The organism is Burkholderia sp. Ax-1724, assembly GCF_011752995.1.
In the GTDB taxonomy this organism is placed as follows: Bacteria; Pseudomonadota; Gammaproteobacteria; order Burkholderiales; family Burkholderiaceae; genus Paraburkholderia.
In genome coordinates, this window is sequence record NZ_VWWL01000036.1 from 1 (window position 1) to 19,220 (window position 19,220).

General features: G+C 64.8%; 17 protein-coding genes. 9 read left to right on the forward strand and 8 right to left on the reverse strand.

Translation table 11 applies throughout. From position 1 onward, the window contains the following. Positions 1-297 precede the first annotated feature (297 nt). A complete protein-coding gene (locus F3J19_RS30125; protein ID WP_167049769.1) occupies positions 298-561 on the forward strand; it encodes a hypothetical protein in 264 nt (87 codons plus the stop codon). A gap of 151 nt (positions 562-712) precedes the next feature. Here F3J19_RS30125 and F3J19_RS30130 read toward each other — a convergent pair whose 3' ends face one another. Together F3J19_RS30130 and garL are read right to left on the reverse strand one after the other, a co-directional pair. Further along, positions 713-1,642, reverse strand: coding sequence for a 2-hydroxy-3-oxopropionate reductase (locus F3J19_RS30130; RefSeq protein ID WP_275692085.1), 930 nt, complete (start codon positions 1,640-1,642; stop codon positions 713-715). Then, positions 1,639-2,439 (reverse strand): 2-dehydro-3-deoxyglucarate aldolase, encoded by an 801-nt coding sequence (gene garL, locus F3J19_RS30135; RefSeq protein ID WP_167049773.1) that lies wholly within the window; start codon positions 2,437-2,439, stop codon positions 1,639-1,641. Before garL ends, F3J19_RS30130 begins: the two co-directional genes overlap by 4 nt. 269 nt (positions 2,440-2,708) lie before the next feature. On the opposite strand from garL, the gene F3J19_RS30140 reads away from it, so the two are divergent. After that, positions 2,709-4,292 carry an aldehyde dehydrogenase (NADP(+)) gene (locus F3J19_RS30140; protein ID WP_167049775.1) on the forward strand — a complete coding sequence of 528 codons (1,584 nt, stop codon included), beginning with the start codon at positions 2,709-2,711 and terminating at the stop codon, positions 4,290-4,292. Positions 4,293-4,544: 252 nt separating this feature from the next. Here the strand turns inward: F3J19_RS30140 and F3J19_RS30145 are convergent, their stop codons facing one another. From F3J19_RS30145 to kdgD, 3 genes are all read right to left on the reverse strand, one after another. Then, entirely contained in the window at positions 4,545-5,288 is a 744-nt protein-coding gene (locus F3J19_RS30145) for a FadR/GntR family transcriptional regulator (RefSeq protein ID WP_167049777.1), read from the reverse strand. Positions 5,289-5,568: 280 nt separating this feature from the next. Beyond that, positions 5,569-6,930, reverse strand: coding sequence for an MFS transporter (locus F3J19_RS30150; protein ID WP_167049779.1), 1,362 nt, complete (start codon positions 6,928-6,930; stop codon positions 5,569-5,571). Between the two features lie 175 nt (positions 6,931-7,105). Next, positions 7,106-8,023, reverse strand: coding sequence for a 5-dehydro-4-deoxyglucarate dehydratase (kdgD, locus tag F3J19_RS30155; RefSeq protein WP_167049781.1), 918 nt, complete (start codon positions 8,021-8,023; stop codon positions 7,106-7,108). Positions 8,024-8,303: 280 nt separating this feature from the next. Here kdgD and garD point away from each other — a divergent pair, with 280 nt between their 5' ends. From garD to F3J19_RS30190, 7 genes are all read left to right on the forward strand, one after another. Beyond that, on the forward strand, positions 8,304-9,893 hold the full coding sequence (gene garD / locus F3J19_RS30160; protein WP_167049783.1) for a galactarate dehydratase: 1,590 nt from the start codon (positions 8,304-8,306) through the stop codon (positions 9,891-9,893). 126 nt (positions 9,894-10,019) lie between these two features. Further along, the gene (locus F3J19_RS30165; RefSeq protein ID WP_167049785.1) at positions 10,020-10,871 is read left to right on the forward strand and encodes an NAD(P)-dependent oxidoreductase; all 852 of its coding nucleotides are present in this window, start codon (positions 10,020-10,022) and stop codon (positions 10,869-10,871) included. Further along, positions 10,871-11,815 (forward strand): SMP-30/gluconolactonase/LRE family protein, encoded by a 945-nt coding sequence (locus tag F3J19_RS30170; RefSeq protein ID WP_167049787.1) that lies wholly within the window; start codon positions 10,871-10,873, stop codon positions 11,813-11,815. The genes F3J19_RS30165 and F3J19_RS30170 overlap by 1 nt, the downstream gene beginning before the upstream one ends. A 609-nt stretch (positions 11,816-12,424) precedes the next feature. Further along, a complete protein-coding gene (locus F3J19_RS30175) occupies positions 12,425-13,417 on the forward strand; it encodes a TRAP transporter substrate-binding protein (protein WP_167049789.1) in 993 nt (330 codons plus the stop codon). Between the two features lie 182 nt (positions 13,418-13,599). Then, a complete protein-coding gene (locus F3J19_RS30180; protein WP_167049857.1) occupies positions 13,600-14,079 on the forward strand; it encodes a TRAP transporter small permease in 480 nt (159 codons plus the stop codon). Between the two features lie 7 nt (positions 14,080-14,086). After that, a complete protein-coding gene (locus tag F3J19_RS30185; RefSeq protein ID WP_167049791.1) occupies positions 14,087-15,439 on the forward strand; it encodes a TRAP transporter large permease in 1,353 nt (450 codons plus the stop codon). Positions 15,440-15,516: 77 nt separating this feature from the next. Then, entirely contained in the window at positions 15,517-16,725 is a 1,209-nt protein-coding gene (locus tag F3J19_RS30190; RefSeq protein ID WP_167049793.1) for a porin, read from the forward strand. A 242-nt stretch (positions 16,726-16,967) separates the two neighbouring features. Here the strand turns inward: F3J19_RS30190 and F3J19_RS33035 are convergent, their stop codons facing one another. The 3 genes from F3J19_RS33035 to F3J19_RS30205 all read right to left on the reverse strand — a co-directional run bounded on the left by F3J19_RS33035 (position 16,968) and on the right by F3J19_RS30205 (position 19,051). Further along, entirely contained in the window at positions 16,968-17,294 is a 327-nt protein-coding gene (locus F3J19_RS33035) for a 4-oxalocrotonate tautomerase (RefSeq protein ID WP_275692086.1), read from the reverse strand. After that, the gene (locus tag F3J19_RS30200) at positions 17,240-18,016 is read right to left on the reverse strand and encodes a class II aldolase/adducin family protein (RefSeq protein ID WP_167049797.1); all 777 of its coding nucleotides are present in this window, start codon (positions 18,014-18,016) and stop codon (positions 17,240-17,242) included. Before F3J19_RS30200 ends, F3J19_RS33035 begins: the two co-directional genes overlap by 55 nt. Before the next feature lie 159 nt (positions 18,017-18,175). Then, positions 18,176-19,051 carry an urea transporter gene (locus tag F3J19_RS30205; protein ID WP_167049799.1) on the reverse strand — a complete coding sequence of 292 codons (876 nt, stop codon included), beginning with the start codon at positions 19,049-19,051 and terminating at the stop codon, positions 18,176-18,178. Positions 19,052-19,220: the final 169 nt, after the last annotated feature.

Here is a 19,220-nt window from a genome sequence, read left to right on the forward strand (position 1 = left end):
ATCAGGACGAGGTACGGAGCGGCAAAGCTCCACTCCTCGTCCGATACATCTGTTGGGTACGGTTTGCGTTCTGGCATTGCGCCAGGTTACCAGGTTTGGCACAAAGTGCCTAACACGCTCTAGATTTCAGATGAATAATTCAACAATTAATTGCCGGTCGAGGAGGGCAGGGAGTGGCATTGCATGGAAAATTTATTATCTATAACGAACCTTTGAGGCGCGCACTCCTGCACACGTTCACCATCCCTGCTCGTAATTCAGGGATTCGCGCATATGGAACCATCGAGGTAATAGCGAATGGTGCCACTTGTCCGTAGATTTTTTAAGGTGGTGTTGTTTATCGGATTGTTTCTTCTCTCTGTTCGCTATGTTCACACCTACCCATTGCCGATGACTGAGAGCCAGTTGGATTTCTGGTTCTCCGTTTCTGAGCGGTTTGGTATTCGTGACCCTGAGGACCTCTATGTCCCGGTTATGGTGATTATTGAATTAATCGTTACGATTTTCGCGTATATCATCATTATCAGGCTCTGGCGGCATTACTGGGCAAAGCGGGCCTGATTCAGCCCAAAACGGCGCTGCCGCAAACGAACAAAAGCCGCCGCGCCACCCCCATCTGCAACCAGGAGCGAACGCAGCGGCATAACAGCCAACCGCGCACCCAACCGCGCATGAAACGAAATCACACCAAACGAAACCACACCGTCCGAAATTACGCCGGCGTCTGCCCGATCTCGTGATTCGCGAGCACTTCGAGCGCACGCACCATCGCCGAGTGGTCCCACGCCTTGCCGCCGTGCGCAACGCATGCGTTGAAGAGCGCCTGGCAGGTCGCCGTGTTCGGCAGCGACACGCCGAGCGCCTGCGCGGTCGATAGCGCGAGGTTCAGGTCCTTCTGGTGCAGCTCGATGCGGAAGCCCGGATCGAAGGTGCGCTTCGTCATGCGCTCGCCATGCACTTCGAGAATACGCGACGACGCGAAGCCGCCCATCAGCGCCTCGCGCACGCGCGCCGGATCGACGCCGGCCTTCGACGCGAGCAGCAGCGCCTCGCCCACGGCCTCGATGGTCGCCGCGACGATCACCTGGTTCGCGACCTTGCACACCTGGCCCGCGCCGACCGCGCCGATCAGCGTGACGTTCTTGCCCATCATGTCGAAGAGCGGCTTGACGGTGTCGAACGTGCTCTGCTCGCCGCCGACCATGATCGTCAGCGAACCGGCCTTCGCGCCCACTTCGCCGCCCGAGACCGGCGCGTCGAGGTAGTCGGCGCCGCGCTCGCGCACGCGTGCCGCGAAATCGCGCGTCGCCATCGGCGAGATCGAGCTCATGTCGACCACGATCTGGCCCGCACGCAGCCCGTTAGCGAGCCCCTGTTCGCCGAACAGCACGCGTTCGACGTCGGGCGTGTCCGGCACCATCACGAAGATCACGTCGGCCTGCGCGGCCACCGCGGCCGGGCTGTCGCACGCGACGGCGCCGGCCTGGGTCAGCTCGCCGGGCACGCCGCTGCGCGTGAACGCGGCGAGCGGCACGCCGTTCTTCAGAAGGTTGGCGGCCATGGGCTTGCCCATGATGCCGAGTCCGATAAAGCCTGCTTTTTTCATGGAATGCTCCGGAGATGTCGTGGCGGCGGCGCTCAAGCCTGCCCCGCCGGTTTCTGCATGAAGTGCTTCTGAACCGACTGCGCGGCGCTCTTGAGCAGCCCGAGGTCCGCGCAGACCGCGATGATGCGCGCGCCCATCGACAGATAGCGTTCCGCATCCACCTGCACGGGCGCGAGGATGCCGCTCGATTTGCCGGCCGCCTGCGCGCGCTCGAATACGTGCGCGATGGCCTGCTGCACGTCGGGGTGGTTCGCGTTGCCGAGATGGCCGTACGAGGCCGCGAGATCGGACGGGCCGACGAAGACCGCGTCGATGCCGTCCACGGCGAGAATGCGGTCGATCGCCTCGACCGACTTGCGGCTTTCGATCTGCGGGATCACGCAGACGTTCTCGTTGGCGATGGCGAAATAATCGGCGACCGTGCCGTAGCGGTTGCCGCGGTGGCCGACCGACACGCCGCGGATGCCCTGCGGCGGGTAGCGCGTCGAGGCGACGGCGCGCGCGGCGTCGTCGGCGCTGTCGACGAACGGCACGAGGAAGTTCGAGAAGCCGCTGTCGAGAAAGCGCTTGATGATGACGCTGTCGTTGGCCGGCGGCCGCACGACCGGCGCGCTGCCGCTGTCCTTGAGCGCCATCAGCTGCGGAATCAGCGTGAGCACGTCGTTGGGGGCGTGCTCGGCATCCAGCAGCATCCAGTCGAAGCCGACCGTGCCCAGCAGTTCGGTGGCGATCGGGCTGGCGAGCGACGCCCAGCAGCCGATCTGGGTTTCTCCGCCGCGCACCGCGTGTCGGAAGCGGTTGGGCAGGGACTGATAAGGCGTGACGGCGGACATGCGGTATCTCCTCGAACTGCGATGGATCGGGAAAAAGCGGCGACGATGCGGGCGGCGCGCCGGGAAGCGCACCGGAAAACACGGCCACGACGGCGAAACGCGAAGTTATAAGTCGTCGTACATCTTTGGGAAGATTAGCACCGCTATCTGTTCTTGTAACGGCCACGTAAACCCGAATACCCCGTCCAACAGGCGATTCGGGTTGCGTGTAGCCCCTGCAATGTTGTAGGATGACCTATATCTTTAGTCGTCATTTAAGGAAAACCCAAATGCCTATTACCGGTGAAATGCTGATCGGTCGCCAAGCCGTGCGCGGCAGCGAAAAAGCGCTGCGCGCATTCAATCCCGCCACGGGTTCCGAGATTGCCGAGCCGGTGTTCGGCAGCGGCACCGTGGCGAACGTCGACGCCGCGTGCGAACTCGCGCGCGCGGCGTTCGACGCCTACCGTCAATTGCCGCTGACGGTGCGCGCCGAGTTTCTCGAGCGTATCGCCGATGGCATCACCGCGCTCGGCGACGAGCTGATCGAGCGCGCGATGGCTGAATCGGGCCTGCCGAAGGCGCGTCTCGAAGGCGAACGCGGTCGCACCACGGGCCAGCTCAAGCTGTTCGCGCAGACCGTGCGCGCGGGCCAGTGGCTCACCGCCACGCTCGACTCGCCGCTGCCGGAGCGCAAGCCGCTGCCGCGCTCGGATCTGCGCATGCAGAAGATCGCGCTCGGCCCGGTCGCCGTGTTCGGCGCGAGCAACTTCCCGCTCGCATTCTCGGTGGCCGGCGGCGACACCGCCGCGGCACTGGCCGCCGGCTGCCCGGTCGTCGTCAAGGCGCACCGCGCGCACCTCGGCACGTCGGAGCTGGTCGGCCGCGTGATCCAGCGCGTCGCGCAGGAAATGGACCTGCCGGAAGGCGTGTTCTCGATGATCGTCGGCGCGGGTAACTCGGTCGGCGAGGCGCTGGTCGCGCATCCGGCCATCAAGGCGGTCGGCTTCACCGGTTCGCGCGCGGGCGGCACCTCGCTGATGCGCGTCGCGGCGGCGCGCCCCGAGCCGATCCCGGTCTATGCCGAAATGAGCAGCATCAACCCGGTGTTCCTGATGCCGAGCGCGCTGGCCGCACGCGGCGACAGCATCGCGCGCGGTTTCGTCGACTCGCTCGTGCTCGGCGCGGGCCAGTTCTGCACGAACCCGGGCCTCGCAATCGCGATCGACAGCGACGCGCTGAAAAGCTTCGTCGCCACCGCGTCGGAAGCGCTCGCCGCCAAGCCGGCGCAGACCATGCTGACCTCGGGCATCCACGCCGCGTACGAAGACGGCGAAAGCAAGCTGGCTGCAACCCGGGGTGTCGAAGTCGTGGCGCGCGGCGTCGCGGCAACCGGCCCGACCCAGGCTTGTGCGGCGCTGTTCGTGACCGACGCGCAGACGTTCCTGTCGAACCCGGCGCTCGAAGACGAAGTGTTCGGCCCGGTGTCGACGATCATCCGCTGCAAGGACGAGCAGGAACTGCTGCAGGTGGCTGAGCACTTCGCGGGTCAGCTGACCGCGACGCTGCAAATGGACAGCGCCGACGTGGCGGCGGCAAAGAAGCTTGTGCCGATCCTCGAACGCAAGGCCGGCCGGATTCTGGTCAACGGTTTCCCGACCGGTGTCGAAGTGTGTCACGCGATGGTGCACGGCGGCCCGTTCCCGGCAACTTCGGACAGCCGCGCGACGTCGGTAGGTACGACGTCTATCGACCGCTTCCTGCGCCCGGTGTGCTACCAGGACTTCCCGGCCGAACTGTTGCCGCAAACGCTGGCCGACGGCAATCCGCTGGAGCTGTGGCGCCGTCGCGATGGCGAGCTCACGCGCGGTTGAGTGCGTGAGGTTGGCCCGAGTTGCTGATCTGACTGGCCTCTGATGTGCCTGCCTGGGCGGACTCCGCCTGGGCAGGGCGCCGAATGGGGCGAGAGTGAGGAAAGAATCGGGCGAGAACCGGGCGAGTCGCGGCAGCAAACAGCGCGGCAGCAGGCGGAACGCAAAAGCAGGCGGAACGCAAAAGCAGGACGAAAAAAATGGCCGGGAAAATCCCGGCCATTTTTTTCGCCTACGGCGTCAGAACCCGCAACGTCAGCTATTCGCGTCGCTCACTTCGTTCGCGCGACGCAGCCGCTCGCGGCTATTCGACAGATGCATGCGCATCGCCGCGCGCGCCCCTTCCGCGTCGTGCCGCGAGATCGCTTCGAGAATGCTCTCGTGTTCGAGATTGACGAGCGACAGGTACGAATCCGGATCGGCGCGCGCAATGCCGGCCGAGTCGAGCCGGTTGCGCGGAATCAGCGCGCTGCCCATCTGCGAGAGGATGTCGACGAAATAGCGGTTGCCCGTCGCGCGTGCCACCGAGATATGGAATTGCAGATCGGCGTCGACGCTGTCGAGCCCGTTGTGACGCGTCGCTTCGATCGCGTCGAGCGCGGCGCGCATGCGCGCGAGGTCGTCCGGATTGGCGCGTTGCGCCGCGAGACCCGCGCATTCGGTTTCGAGGCTGATGCGCAGTTCGAGAATGGAGAGCACGTCGCGCAGCGTCGTGGCGGGCACCATGTCGATGCCGAGCTTTTCGCGCGGCGGCTCGAGCACGAAGCTGCCGATGCCGTGGCGCGTCTCGATGATCTTGCCCGCCTGCAGGCGTGAAATGGCCTCGCGAATCACGGTGCGGCTCACGCTGAGCGTGCTCATCAGCTGCGATTCGGTCGGGAGTTTGTCGCCGGGCTTCAGTGCGTTGGTCGCAATCTGCTCGGTAACATAATTGACGACGAACTCGGCAAGATTGCGAGCGCGTCGTGGCGGTGCCGCGGATGCCAGTGGTGTAGCCATCGAAAACGCCCCCTGATCGGAAAGTTGCAATTTAATTATACCGTCGTCTGACGACTGATTATATAAGCGCCGGATCGGTTTCGGCGAAGTTGTCGTCGATATCGGCGACGTCTGCCGATCGATCGGCGCACGCCGCGCCCGGATACGGGGCAGGGCGCCGCCCGCCGGGCGGGCGGAAGTACGATAACTGCTGTAAACGCGGCGGAGGCCGTTGCGCCGAGGCCCGAAAACCCCAGCCGCAAGACGACCGCCGCGCGCGGTGCCGGCTTTTGCGTGCCGTTCAGGCCGCCGTGTGCAGCTCGACGCGCCGGATGTCCTTCACGATCACGAGGTAGCTGAACACCGTCAGCAGCGCGTTCGCGCCGACGAACACCAGCGCGCCGTTGAACGAGCCAGTGCGCGCGACGAGGTAGCCGATCACGATCGGCGTGACGATGCCCGCGACGTTGCCGAACATGTTGAAGATCGCGCCCGACAGGCCGAGCGCTTCCTTCGGCGACGTATCGGCGACCACGGCCCAGCCGAGCGCGCCGATGCCCTTGCCGAAGAACGCGAGCGACATCAGCGCGACCACGATCCAGTCGGTCGAGACATAGTTGCAGCCGATGATGCAGGTCGACAGCAGCATGCCGCCGACGATCGGCACCTTGCGTGCGACCGTGAGCGAACAGCCGCGCCGGATCAGCCCGTCCGAGATGACGCCGCCGAGCACGCCGCCCGAAAAGCCGCAGATTGCCGGCAGCGAGGCGACGAGCCCCGCGTGCAGGATCGTCATGCCGCGCGCCTGCACGAGGTAGATCGGAAACCAGGTCAGGAAGAAGTAGGTCAGCACGTTGATGCAGTACTGCGCGAGGTAGACGCCGAGCAGCATGCGGTTGCCGAGCAGCTGGCGCACGAGCGCGAGGCCGCCGGACGGCGCGACGTCTGCGGGGCTTGCCTTGCGTGCGCCGTTGACGAGGCCGCCGCCTTGCTCGATGTATTCGAGCTCGGCACGCGACACGCGCGGATGGTCGGCGGGATTCTTCATGAACTTCAGCCACGTCAGCGCGAGCAGCAGCCCGATCACGCCCATCACGACGTAGACCGCCTGCCAGCCGAACACGTGGGTGAGCCAGGCCATCAGCGGCGTGAACACGACCGCGGCAAAGTATTGCGCAGCGTTAAAAATGGCCGAGGCGGTGCCGCGCTCGTTGGTCGGAAACCAGCTTGCGACGACCTTGGCGTTGGCCGGAAACGCCGGCGATTCCGCCGCACCCATCACGAAGCGCAGCACGAACAGCGCGGAAACTGCCGCGCCGGCGCTGCCGAGCAGGCCGATCGAGCTTTGCAGCAGCGTGAACAGCGACCACGAAAAAATGCTCGCCGCGTACACGCGGCGCGCGCCGAAGCGGTCGAGCAGCCAGCCGGCCGGCAGTTGCGACAGCACATAGGCCCAGCTGAACGCGGAGAAGATGTAGCCCATGCGGATCGCGTCGAGGCTGAACGCGGCGCGCATCGCGGAGCCGGTGATGGACAGCGTCGCGCGGTCGGCGTAATTGAGCGTGGTGATCAGAAAGATCAGCAGCAGGATCGCGTAGCGGACTTTCGTGCGCGCCGCGGTGCTGGCGGGGTTGGCGGGACTGGCCGCGCGGCTCGTGTTCATGGTCGTCTCCTGAATTGTTTCCGGCCTGCGGGCGGCCTTCGGGTGCGCTGGCTTACCGGTAGCCAGAAACAGAAGCGCCCGGCGACGTTGCCGTGCCGGGCGCTCGTGACGGGAGCGCGGCGAGCGCTCCCTGTCGTACGGCCGCGAACGTTGCGCAAGCCGTGAGGCCGGTGCCTTACTGCGGTCCGAGCTTCTTGATCAGCGCGTCGAGCTGTTCCATTTCTTCCGGCGTCAGATCGGTCAGCGGTGCGCGCACCGGACCCGCGCTGTGGCCGACCAGCTTCGCGCCCGCCTTGACGATGCTGACTGCGTAGCCGGCGCGGCGGTTGCGGATCTTCAGGTACGGCAGGAAGAATTCGTCGATCAGCTTGCCGACCGTGGCGTGGTCGTCGGCGGCGATCGCGCGGTAGAACTCCATTGCCGTCTTCGGGATGAAGTTGAACACGGCCGACGAGTAGACCGGCACGCCGAGCGCCTTGTAGGCGGCAGCGTAGACTTCAGCGGTCGGCAGGCCGCCGAGGTACGAGAAGCGCTCGCCGAGGCGGCGGCGGATCGTCACCATGTTTTCGATCTCGCCCACGCCGTCCTTGAAGCCGATCAGGTTCGGGCAGCTGTCGGCGAGGCGCTCGAGCATGTCGGCGTTGAGCTTCGAATTCGCGCGGTTGTAGATGATCACGCCCATGTTCGGCACGGCCTTGCAGACTTCCTCGGCGTGCGCCGCGATGCCTTCCTGGCTCGCTTCGGTCAGGTAGTGCGGCATCAGCAGGATGCCGTGCGCGCCGTGGCGCTCGGCTTCCTGCGCGTAGGCGATCGCCACGCGGGTCGGGCCGCCCGCACCGGCGAGGATCGGCACCTTGCCCTTGCAGACTTCGGTGGCGGTGCGCACGACCTTCGAGTAGTCGTCGTGCGTCAGCGAGAAGAATTCACCGGTGCCGCCGGCCACGAACAGCGCCGACGCGCCGTACGGCGCGAGCCATTCGAGGCGCTCGGCGTAAGTGTCGGCGCGGAATTCGCCCTGTTCGTCGAAGTCGGTGACCGGGAAGGAGAGAAGGCCTTCCGAAACGATCTGCTTGAGTTCCTGCGGTGTCGTCATTTGAGTATCCAGGCGTCGGGATGAGTCGATCGGTAGTCGGGTCGGTCAGCGGACCCGGACCCGTGCTTGTAGAAATTCATTGGAACGTCGATTTCTTATACGTCATCGTACAACAACAAATCCGGTAACTCAACGGGGTTTTCACGGCATAATGCACGCCATAGGGTAAATACGGAACATTCAGGCAAAGTTTCATGTTGTAGGATGACGTATGAATGGCTGGCGCAGCAGGCCGACGGCGCCTGGACGGCGCCTGAATAACGCCTAAAGGATCGATGCAATGGAACAAACTCCGCTCTACATACGCGTTCACCCCAACGACAACGTCGCGATCGTCGTCAACGACGGCGGCCTGGGCGAGGGCGCGGTATTCCCCGATGGCCTCAAGCTGCTCGAGCGCGTGCCGCAGGGCCACAAGGTCGCGCTGGCCGATCTGGCCGAGGGCGCCGAGGTGGTCCGCTACAACGTGGTGATCGGCTATGCGCTGAAGCCGCTGCCGAAGGGCAGCTGGATCAACGAGCACGTGATCCGCATGCCGAGCCCGCCGGGGCTCGAAGACCTGCCGATCGCCACGACCAAAGCGCCGGACATGCCGCCGCTCGACGGCTACACGTTCGAGGGCTACCGCAACGCGGACGGTTCGGTCGGCACGCGCAACATCCTCGCGATCACGACCACCGTGCAGTGCGTGGCCGACGTGGTACAGCACGCGGTCACGCGCATCAAGGCCGAGCTGCTGCCGAAATACCCGAACGTCGACGACGTGGTGAGCCTCGGCCACACCTACGGCTGCGGCGTCGCGATCGACGCGCCCGACGCGATGGTGCCGATCCGCACCGTGCGCAATATCGCGCTGAACCCGAACTTCGGTGGCGAAGTGATGATGGTGAGCCTCGGCTGCGAAAAGCTGCAGCCCGAGCGCCTGATGCCGCCGGGCACGATTCCGATCGCGGCGGCCGCGGTGGTGGATGACGTGGCCGACGTCGGCGACGTCGCGCTCGACCAGAACGGCGACGTCGTGGTGCTGCAGGACGAGTCGCACGTCGGCTTCCAGTCGATGATCGAGTCGATCATGCGCATGGCCGAGGGCCACCTGAAGCGCCTGAACAACCGCCGCCGCGAAACCTGCCCGGCCTCCGATCTCGTGATCGGCGTGCAGTGCGGCGGCAGCGACGCGTTCTCGGGCCTGACCGCGAACCCGGCCGTCGGTTTCGCGACCGACCTGCTGGTGCGCGCCGGCGCGACCGTGATGTTCTCCGAAGTCACCGAGGTGCGCGACGGCGTCGATCAGCTGACCGCGCGCGCGGCCAACGCGGACGTCGCCGCGGCGATCATCCGCGAAATGCAGTGGTACGACGATTACCTGAAGCGCGGCGGCGCCGACCGCAGCGCGAACACCACGCCCGGCAACAAGAAGGGCGGCCTGTCGAACATCGTCGAAAAGGCGATGGGCTCGATCATCAAGTCGGGCAATTCGGCCATCTCCGGCGTGCTGTCGCCGGGCGAGAAGGTGCGCCAGAAGGGCCTGATCTACGCGGCGACGCCGGCCAGCGACTTCATCTGCGGCACGCTGCAGGTCGCCTCGGGCATCACGCTGCACGTCTTCACGACCGGCCGCGGCACGCCGTACAGCCTCGCCGAAGTGCCGGTCATCAAGGTCGCGACGCGCTCGGACCTCGCGCGCCGCTGGCATGACCTGATGGACATCAACGCCGGCACGATCGCCACCGGCGCCTCGACCATCGAAGAGGTGGGCTGGGAACTGTTCCGTCTGATGCTCGAAGTCGCGAGCGGGCGCAAGGAGACCTGCGCGGAGAAGCTCGGGCTGCACAATGCGTTGACGCTGTTCAACCCGGCGCCGGTGACCTGATAATCCGCTTACCCGCTGGCTTCGTCGGGGGGGCGCCGGTTGCGCCGGCCTTCCCCTGTCTCCAGTTCAACCGATTCGCTCGCATCCCACGGGCTGATCTGATCGCACTCACACCAACAAAAAGACATGACCGATTCGAACGTTGACCGCTCCGCGGCAAAGAAACCCTTCCGCCGTCTGCTCCTCACCGGCGCCGCGGGCAATCTCGGCAAGCAGCTGCGTCCCGCGCTCGCCGAATGGGCCGACATCGTGCGCGTGTCCGACATCGCGCCGCTCGGCGAAGTCGCCGCCCACGAGGAAGCCGCCGTCGTCGACCTCGCCGACAAAGCCGCGGTTCACGCGCTGCTCGAAGGCGTGGACGCGGTCGTGCATCTCGGCGGCATTTCCGTCGAAGCGCCGTTCGAGGACCTGATCGAAGCGAACATCCGCGGCCTGTACAACCTCTACTCGGCCGCGCAGAAGCACGGCGTGAAGCGCGTCATCTACGCCAGCTCGAACCATGCGGTGGGCTTCCATCCGGTGACCTCGGTCGTCGACCTCGACGCGCCGCTGCGTCCGGACGGCATGTACGGCGTGACCAAGTGCTTCGGCGAAGCGCTGTCGCGCTACTACTTCGACCGCTTCGGCCTCGAAACCGTCTGCCTGCGCATCGGCTCGTCGTTCGAGCAGCCGAAGAACGCGCGCATGCTCGTCACCTACCTGAGCTACCGCGACTTCATCGAACTCGTGCGCTGCTCGCTGTTCACGAACCGCGTCGGCCATGCGATCGCCTATGGCGTGTCGAACAACCGCATCTCGTGGGTGGACAACACCAAGGCCGCGTTCCTCGGCTTCCGTCCGCAGGACAGCTCGCAGCAGTTCGAGCACCTGTTCCCGGCCGGCGCGCCCGACACTCGCTTCGACGATCCGACCCAGCAGTTCCAGGGCGGTCCGTTCGTGCTGGCCGGACCGATGGAGCCGAAGGGCGAGGCGCAATAATGAGCGCGACGGCCAATCCGAAGGTGGAGCGGCTCGAAGCCGCCGGGCCGCTGCCCGCGGCGACGGGCGAAAGCCCGGTCTGGCGCGCGGCGGAGCAGGCGCTCTACTGGGTCGACATTCCGGCGAAGAAGATCGTGCGGGCGCGCGTCGAGACCGGCGAGCGCAACGAATGGCTGATGCCGGAGCAGGCCGCCTGTATCGCGTTCGACCGTGACGGCACGGTGCTCGCCGGCTGCGAGACGGGGCTGTTCGCGGTGACGCTGGGCGATGCGCCGGCGGTATCGGCCACGCCGGGCGGCGAGCCGCTGACGGCGACGCTCCGCAAGCTCGCGGCGCCGGTATTTCCGCGCGCCGGCATGCGTTTCAACGACGGCCGCTGCGATCGGCAAGGGCGCTTCTGGTCCGGCACGATGGTCATGGACATGGCCGCGGCGATTCCGGACGGCGCGCTGTACCGCTTCGACGCGGACGGCGTGCTGTCCGCGCCGGTCGTCGACGCGCTGATTACGCAGAACGGCCTCGCATGGTCGCCGGACGGCACGACGATGTATCTGTCGGATTCGCATCCGCTGCGCCGGCTGATCTGGGCGTTCGACTACGACGTCGAGACGGGCGAGCCGCGCAACCGGCGCGTGTTCGCCGATCTGAACCACCATACGGGCCGTCCCGACGGCGCGGCGGTGGACGCCGACGGCTGCTACTGGATCTGCGCCAACGACGCCGGCCTGCTGCTGCGTTTCACGCCGCAAGGCAAGCTCGACCGGCAGATCGCGGTGCCGGCCGTCAAGCCGGCCATGTGCGCGTTCGGCGGCCGCGAGCTCGACACGCTGTTCGTCACGTCGATTCGCCCCGGCACCGGCGCGACCGAGCACGACGGCCATGTGTTCGCGGTGCGGCCCGGCGTGAGCGGGCTGCCCGAGCCGGAATTCGCGGGCCGGCTGTAATCAGGCTTGCACGCAGAAAGCGCCGGGACGAAGTGCTTCTCCCGGCGCTTTTTATTTGAAGAGTTGTTTGTCCTGCCTTTTATTTGTCACTCATCGTACAACATGTGGCGTGGAGACCACGCAGCTCCCCGTGTTTCGTCCATAAAAAAACCAGCGCTTCGCGAGACCCCCGCCGATCCTGCCTCCGCACCGTGCCATCTGGCACGGACCTCGGTGCCATACCGCACCGGTCATTGCTACCGCATCGCTTATTTGTGCGGGTAAATACCGTCTGTACAAGTCAAAAACGCTTTTATAGACTTCGTATGTCGTCGTACAACATATAAGCCCAAACAAATGGCTTTCTACGAAAGCCGGGCTGTCGTACTCAACACGGCGGCTTTCGGGTGAACAGCAGCCTGGTTCGCGCAAGTTCGAAAGCGTGCCGACGCGATGGAAGCAAGGAAGTCGAGTTGTCAATGGAGTGCTGGGCCACCTGTGCCGGGGATCGTTGCACAGCCAGTACGGCAGGCGCCCGCATCTGCGAGGGGCGAGCGCATAGCCGGAGACGCATTAAAACCATGTCACATCCGCATTCGATGGGATGGTCAATTTTTAAGGAATGTCACGATGAACAAGAAGTTTGCCTCTTCCCGTGTTCCGATGATCGTCGCCGCCGCGGCGCTGGCGTTCAGCACGATGTCGGCTGAAGCGCGCGTGTTCCGCTCGGCGGACGTGCACGGCGACACCTTCCCGACCAACATGGCCGTGAAGTATATGGGCGACGAGATCAGCAAGGCGACCAACGGCAAGGACTCGATCAAGGTCTTCGGCAACAGCGCACTCGGTTCCGAAAACGACACGGTCGACCAGCTCCGCATCGGCGCGCTCGACATGGCGCGTATCAACGGCGCGGCGTTCAACGAAATCGTGCCGGAATCGATGATTCCGTCGCTGCCGTTCCTGTTCCGCGACATCGACCATTTCCGCAAGGTGATGTACGGCCCGGAAGGCCAGAAGATTCTCGACGCGTTCGCGGCGAAGGGCATGATCGCGCTGACGTTCTATGAAAGCGGCGCACGCTCGATGTACGCGAAGAAGCCGATCAAGTCGCCGGCCGACATGAAGGGCGTGAAGGTGCGCGTGCAGCCGTCGGACCTGATGGTCGACGAAATCAAGGCAATGGGCGGCACGCCGACCCCGATGCCGTTCGCCGAAGTCTATACGGGCCTGAAGACCGGCCTCGTCGACGGCGCGGAAAACAACCTGCCGTCGTACGAAGAAACCAAGCACTACGAAGTGGCGAACGTCTTCTCGGAGACCGAGCACTCGATGACGCCGGAAGTGGTGGTGTTCTCGAAGAAGGTGTGGGACACGCTGAGCCCGCAGGAACAGCAGATCATCAAGAAGGCGGCGGTCGACTCGGTGCCTTACTACGTGAAGCTGTGGACCGCGCGTGAAGCCGACGCACAGAAGACGGTCACGCAAGGCGGCGCGACGATCATCCCCGCTTCGCAGATCGACCGCGCGGCTTTCGTGAAGGCGATGCAGCCGGTGTGGGCGAAGTACGAGAAGACCCCGCAAATGAAGCAGATCGTCGACGAAATCCAGGCCATCAAGTAAGTCTCGCGTCCCGGACGCAACCCGTATCGGCAACGTTTATGGCAGGGCGGCGTGAAGCGTCCCGCGGGAGAGCCCGCGGGCTTTGCGCCGCGCTGTGTCTGGCGCGTGCCGTGCACGGCGGTTGCGGCCGCAGACGTCTGCTGCATTTTCAAGACAGATTGGTCGTAAGAAGGACAGGGTCAATGAGTTTTCTAAAACGCCCAAATGATTTTCTTTTCCACGTGCTGCAGGCAGTAGCGTCGCTCGCGCTCGCCTCGCTGTGTCTGCTCGTGATTTATGGCGTGGTAATGCGCTACGTCTTTGCCGACGCGCCGGATTTCGTCGAGCCGATCGCGCTGCTGCTCGTCATCGTGATTGCGATGTTCGGCGCCGCGCTCAAGGTGCGCGACGGCGGCCACATCGGACTCGACTCGTTCGTGCGGCGCTTGCCGCCGAAAGGCCAGGCGATCGTGACGGGCATCCAGCATCTTTGCCTGATCGCTTTCGCCGTGGCTGTTTTTTTCGGTTGTCTGGAAATGGCGGAAACCACGATGCAAGACCGCATTCCGATTATCGGCTTGCCAGAAGGGCTGCGTTACTGCATTCCGGTTGTCGCGAGCGTCTGCATCGCGATGTTCTCGGCCGAGCACCTGCTCGAGCTCTTCGCCAGGAAGCAAAAGTAGAACAATCATGGAACTTACCCTTCTTACCGTTAGTTTTCTCGTTTTCCTCTTTCTCGGGGTTCCGGTTTCGTTTGCACTGGGGCTGTCGTGCGTGCTGACGTACCTGTATGAAGGTCTGCCGGCGGCGACCGCGATGCAGGGCATGATCTCGGGGATGAACGCGTTCTCGTTCCTCGCCGTGCCGTTCTTCATCTTCTCGGGCGAGCTGATGCTGCACGGTGGTATCGCCGACCGCATCCTGCGCTTCGCGCAAGCCACCGTCGGTCATTTCCGCGGCGGTCTCGGCATGGCCAACGTGGTCGCCTGCACGCTGTTCGGCGGCGTGTCGGGTTCGCCGACCGCGGACACCTCCGCGATGGGCGGCGTGGTCATTCCGATGATGAAGCGCGAAGGTTATAGCGCGGCTTACGCGGTCAACGTGACGACGCACTCGTCGCTGGCCGGCGCGTTGATGCCGACCTCGACCAACATGATCATCTACGCGTTCGCGGCGCAAGGCGTGAGCGGCGTGCTGCACGGGCAGCGCATGAGCGGCGTGTCGATCGGCGATCTGCTGTTCTCGGGTCTGTTGCCGGTGCTGTGGGTGATGGGCCTCGTGCTGATCGCCGCGTACTGGCAGGCCGTCAAGTACGGCTATCCGCGCCGCCCCGACGGCTCGACTGAACTGCAGCGCTTCCCGGGCTGGATGGCGGTGCTGCGCACCTTCATCGGCGCGGTGCCGGGTCTGATGGTGATCGCGATCATCCTGTTCTGCGTGGCGCGCGGTATCGCCACCGCGACGGAAGCCGCCGCGATTGCCGTCGGGTACTCGCTTGTGCTGACCATCGTCGTGTACCGCTCGATGACGCTCAGCAAGCTCGCTCACGCGCTCGGCAAGGCCGCGAAGACGACGGGCGTGGTGCTGCTGCTGATCGGCGTGTCGAACATGCTGCGCTTCCAGATGGCCTATCTGGAGATTCCGGATGCGATCGAGCGCATGCTCGACGGCGCGACCTCGCTGCCGTGGCTGATGCTGCTGTACATCAACGTGATCCAGGTGTTCCTCGGGACCTTCGTCGACATGGCGGCGCACATCCTGATCACGACGCCGCTGTTCCTGCCGATGGCGATGCACAACGGCGTGGGTCCGGTGCAGTTCGGCATCATGATCCTGTTGAACTGCGCATTGGGTCTCGTGCATCCGCCGATCGGCTCGGTGCAGTTCATCGGATGCGCGATTGGCAATGTGTCGATTGGTGAAACTACTAAGGTGGCGTGGCCGTATTACCTCGCTATCTTCTCGGCCATCAATATCGTTACCTACGTTCCCTGGTTCTCGACCTGGTTGCCAAGTCTGATCAATGGCCACCCGGTGTTCTGATCAAAACAATCCGCTTTTCCACACTCAGCGGCGCTTGGCCCAGGCCGCACAAGAAAGTTTCTAACAGAGGAGTAAAAATGAAGAAGGCACTCGTCACTTCGGCCTTGGGGTTGGTCGCCCTGGGTGCGCATGCTCAAAGCAGCGTAACGTTGTACGGTATCGTCGATACGGGGTTGGGCTGGCAGAACAGTTCCACGACGCTGAGTTCCGGCGCGAAGCCGTCGCCGGGTGGCCGTTCGCAAGTCAAGATGATCAACGGCATCTGGGCCGGCAGCCGTTTCGGCCTGAAGGGTTCGGAAGATCTGGGCGGCGGCACCAAGGCCATTTTCCAGTTGGAAGAAGGCTTTAACAGCGCAACCGGCGCAGAAAGCACGTCGGGCCTGATGTTCAGCCGCCAGGCATGGGTCGGTATGACGAACGCTCAGTTCGGTACGCTGACGGCTGGTCGCCAGTACACGTCGTACTACACGCTGCTGTCGACGTACAGCCCGACCAACTGGCTGACGGGCGCATACGGCGCGCACCCGGGTGATATCGACTCTCTGGATACGCTGTACCGCGCGAACAACTCGCTCGTCTACACGTCGCCGAACTTCTCGGGCCTGACGGTCAGCGGTTCGTACTCGCTGGGCGGCAATCCGGGCAGCTTCGCCGCAGGTCAGACCTGGAGCGTGGCGGCACAGTACCTGCATGGCCCGTTCGGTATCGCAGCCGGTATCCAGCGCATCGACAACGCGGCAACCGTCGCGAACCCGGCGTGGAACTCCACGATGTCGAACAACGGCGCGCAAACGGCCGTGTCGGCGATCAACAACGGCTTCCAGTCGGCAGCGAAGCAGCAGCGCGTTGCAGTGACGGGCGGCTACGCATTCAACTCGCAGTGGGACGTGTCGTTCGCTTACTCGAACGTTCAATACGCTGCGGGTCAGGCGTCGCTGTTCCACGGCACGCAGATCTGGAACACCGGTGGCGCAGTGCTGCACTGGAAGCCGATCTCGGTGCTGGACCTGGGCGCTGGCTATAGCTACACCCGTGCAACGTCGTCGAACGGCATCTCGAACACGGCCAGCTACAACCAGTTCAACCTGTCGCAGTACTACACGCTGTCGAAGCGTACGGGTCTGTACGCGCTGGAAGCTTATCAGCGTGCTAACGGCCAGACGCTGGCAGGCAACGGCAAGACGATCATCGACGCAACCGCAAGCATCGGCGACGCTCAGAACGGTGCTCCGGCATCGTCGCGCAGCCAGGTTGCTGTTGGCGTCGGCATGGTTCACCGTTTCTAAGTAGTTACTGAAAACGTGGCGGCGATGTTGTTTTGCCGCCACGGTAAGCGTGTTTTTTAACGCCTTACCAGACCATGTTGCTGCGCGCCTTTGGCGCGCAGTTTTTTTTGCGCGGCCGGTTTTTTTCCCGGATTTTTCCTGTTGGTGCGCGCGCGGGTCTAGCTGGTCCTGGCTGGCTTCGCTTTCGCGCTTCAATTCGGCGACGTCGCGCCTTCGGCGTGACGCCATCGCTTCCAGGCTGCTCAGGCCTCGGTCTCCGACCACAAACGTCCCCCCGTTGCCCAGTTTTCGCGCTTCACTTCGGTGAGGATGATGTCGACCGAGTTCGGCTCGACGCCGAGCGATTCGCAGGTCGCCTGGGTGATCGCTTCGACGAACTGGCGTTTCTGTTCCAGCGTGCGGCCTTCGAAGAGTTCGATATGAAACGTGGGCATGGCATGACTCCGTTGGGAAAGGTGGTCGAGAGTGAAATGAAGCAGGTGGTGCGCATCCGCTCGTGCATCCGGCCGCGCCGCTAGTCGCGATAGCCGCGATCGAGCCGGTCGAGCTTGCGCAGCAGCGCGGGCCATTCGAGTGCGCCTTCGATCGCGCCGCCGTCGTAGAGCTGCTCCGCCGTGCGCGCGGCGATCGCCTCGTTCGGCACCACCAGCGGCGCGCCGCCTGTTTGCGCCTGCAGCTGGATCTCGCAGGCCTTGATGAGCGTCGCCATCAGCACATAGGCTTCGGCGACCGTACGGCCGAGCGTCAGCGTGCCGTGATTGCGCAGCAGCATCGCGGGTTTGTCGGCGAGATGCGCGACGAGACGCTCGCCTTCGGCGGGCGTGAACGCGAGCCCTTCGTAGTCGTGGTAAGCGAGCTGCCCGTAAAAACGCAGCGCGTGTTGCGACGCCGGCAGCAGGCCGGCCGGTTGCGCCGATACCGCGACGCCCGCGGTGTTGTGCAGATGCATGACGCAGAACGCCTCGGCGCGCGCCGCGTGTACGGCAGCATGCAGCGCGAAGCCGGTCGCATTCACCGGATGCTCGCTTGCGCCGACGATATTGCCCGCGATATCGATCTTCACGAGATTCGACGCGCACACCTCATCGAATGCGAGCCCGAACGGATTGATCAGGAAGTGGCCAGGCTCGCCGGGCACGCTCGCGGAAATATGCGTGTAGATCAGATCGTCCCAGCCGTTGAGGGCGGCAAGCCGGTAGGCGGCGGCAAGATCGACGCGGGTCTGCTGTTCCGCCAGCGAGAGCGGGCCGGATTCGGCGATGCGGCCGGCGGGGGAGTGGGTGAACGACATGGCTGACTCCGATCCCTCGCGGGAGGGGGCTGAAATGCGCGGCCGCGGCATGCGCGAACCGGCTTGCGATGCTACCGCACAATGCCGGCTTGTGGCGATGCGCGGCAATGCGCGGGGCGGGCGCGGCGCGTGTTCTCGCCCCTGCGCCGATAACGGCTCTCACGGCGATGTGCGGGCGAGACCGCGCTTGAGCCACTGAACGCTCCACGTCGCGAGCACGAACGGCGCCGTCATGACCGGCCAGCCGGCATGCGCGGCCGCCGCTTGCAGCAGCACCGACATCGCGACGCCGCCGAGCATCGGCGCGAAGCCGGCATCGCACAGCGCGAGTGCGGTGAGTATGCCGTTGAAGCCCGACAGGCCGGCGTCGAATGAAGCGGCGTCGGTGCCGGGCAGCAGAGGTGCGGCGCTCGCGAAGCCCGCGCCGACGAGCGCATACAGCGCGTGCCGGCGTGAAGCGGCGGCGATGCCGAGCAGCACGCACACACCCGCCAATGCACCCGACGCAAAACCGGTTTGCGCGAAACCGGCGAGCACGCCGGTGCAGAAACGCAGTGCATCGAGGGGATGAACGGGCGGCGGGCTCGCGTGCCGCGTGCCGTCCGCGATAAACGGCAGCCATAGCCATGTGACGATCAGGCACGGGCTCGACAAGCAGCCGAGCCCCCGCGCGCGCAGCCATCGCGACCACGGTTGCGAAAGCCACGCGGTGCCGGTCGCGGCAAGAATCGCAACCGCCGCCGCAGTTGCCGGATCGGCGATGAAACTGAAAGCGGCGAGCCCCGCGAGTGCGCCATTGAAGCCATGCAGGCCGGCGCTCGTGTCGGGTGCGGGATGGCCGGCGAGCACGGCGCTCACGTTGGCCGCGCTTGCACCTAGCAGCGCCGCGCATGCGAGGCGCGGGTCCGCCAGCAGCCACGCGGCGATCAGGCAGGCGCCGGTGAACGCATTCGCTTGCAGCACGATCTGCCCGAAGCTGCGCAGCAGCGTGCGCAGCGGGGCGCCGAACGAAGGAGATGGCGCGACGGTATGCATCGGGGACGGGCGTGGTTGAGGAATCACGGCAAACCGCGAGTATAGTCCGGCGACCCCGCATGAGGCATCGCTGTGCGTTGATAGTGGCTATTTGTGCGCGAGGCTTTCCACGTCGTGCCCGATCCGCTTTCGCGCTACGATAAACAACCGGCGCGCGCCGCGCCGTTTC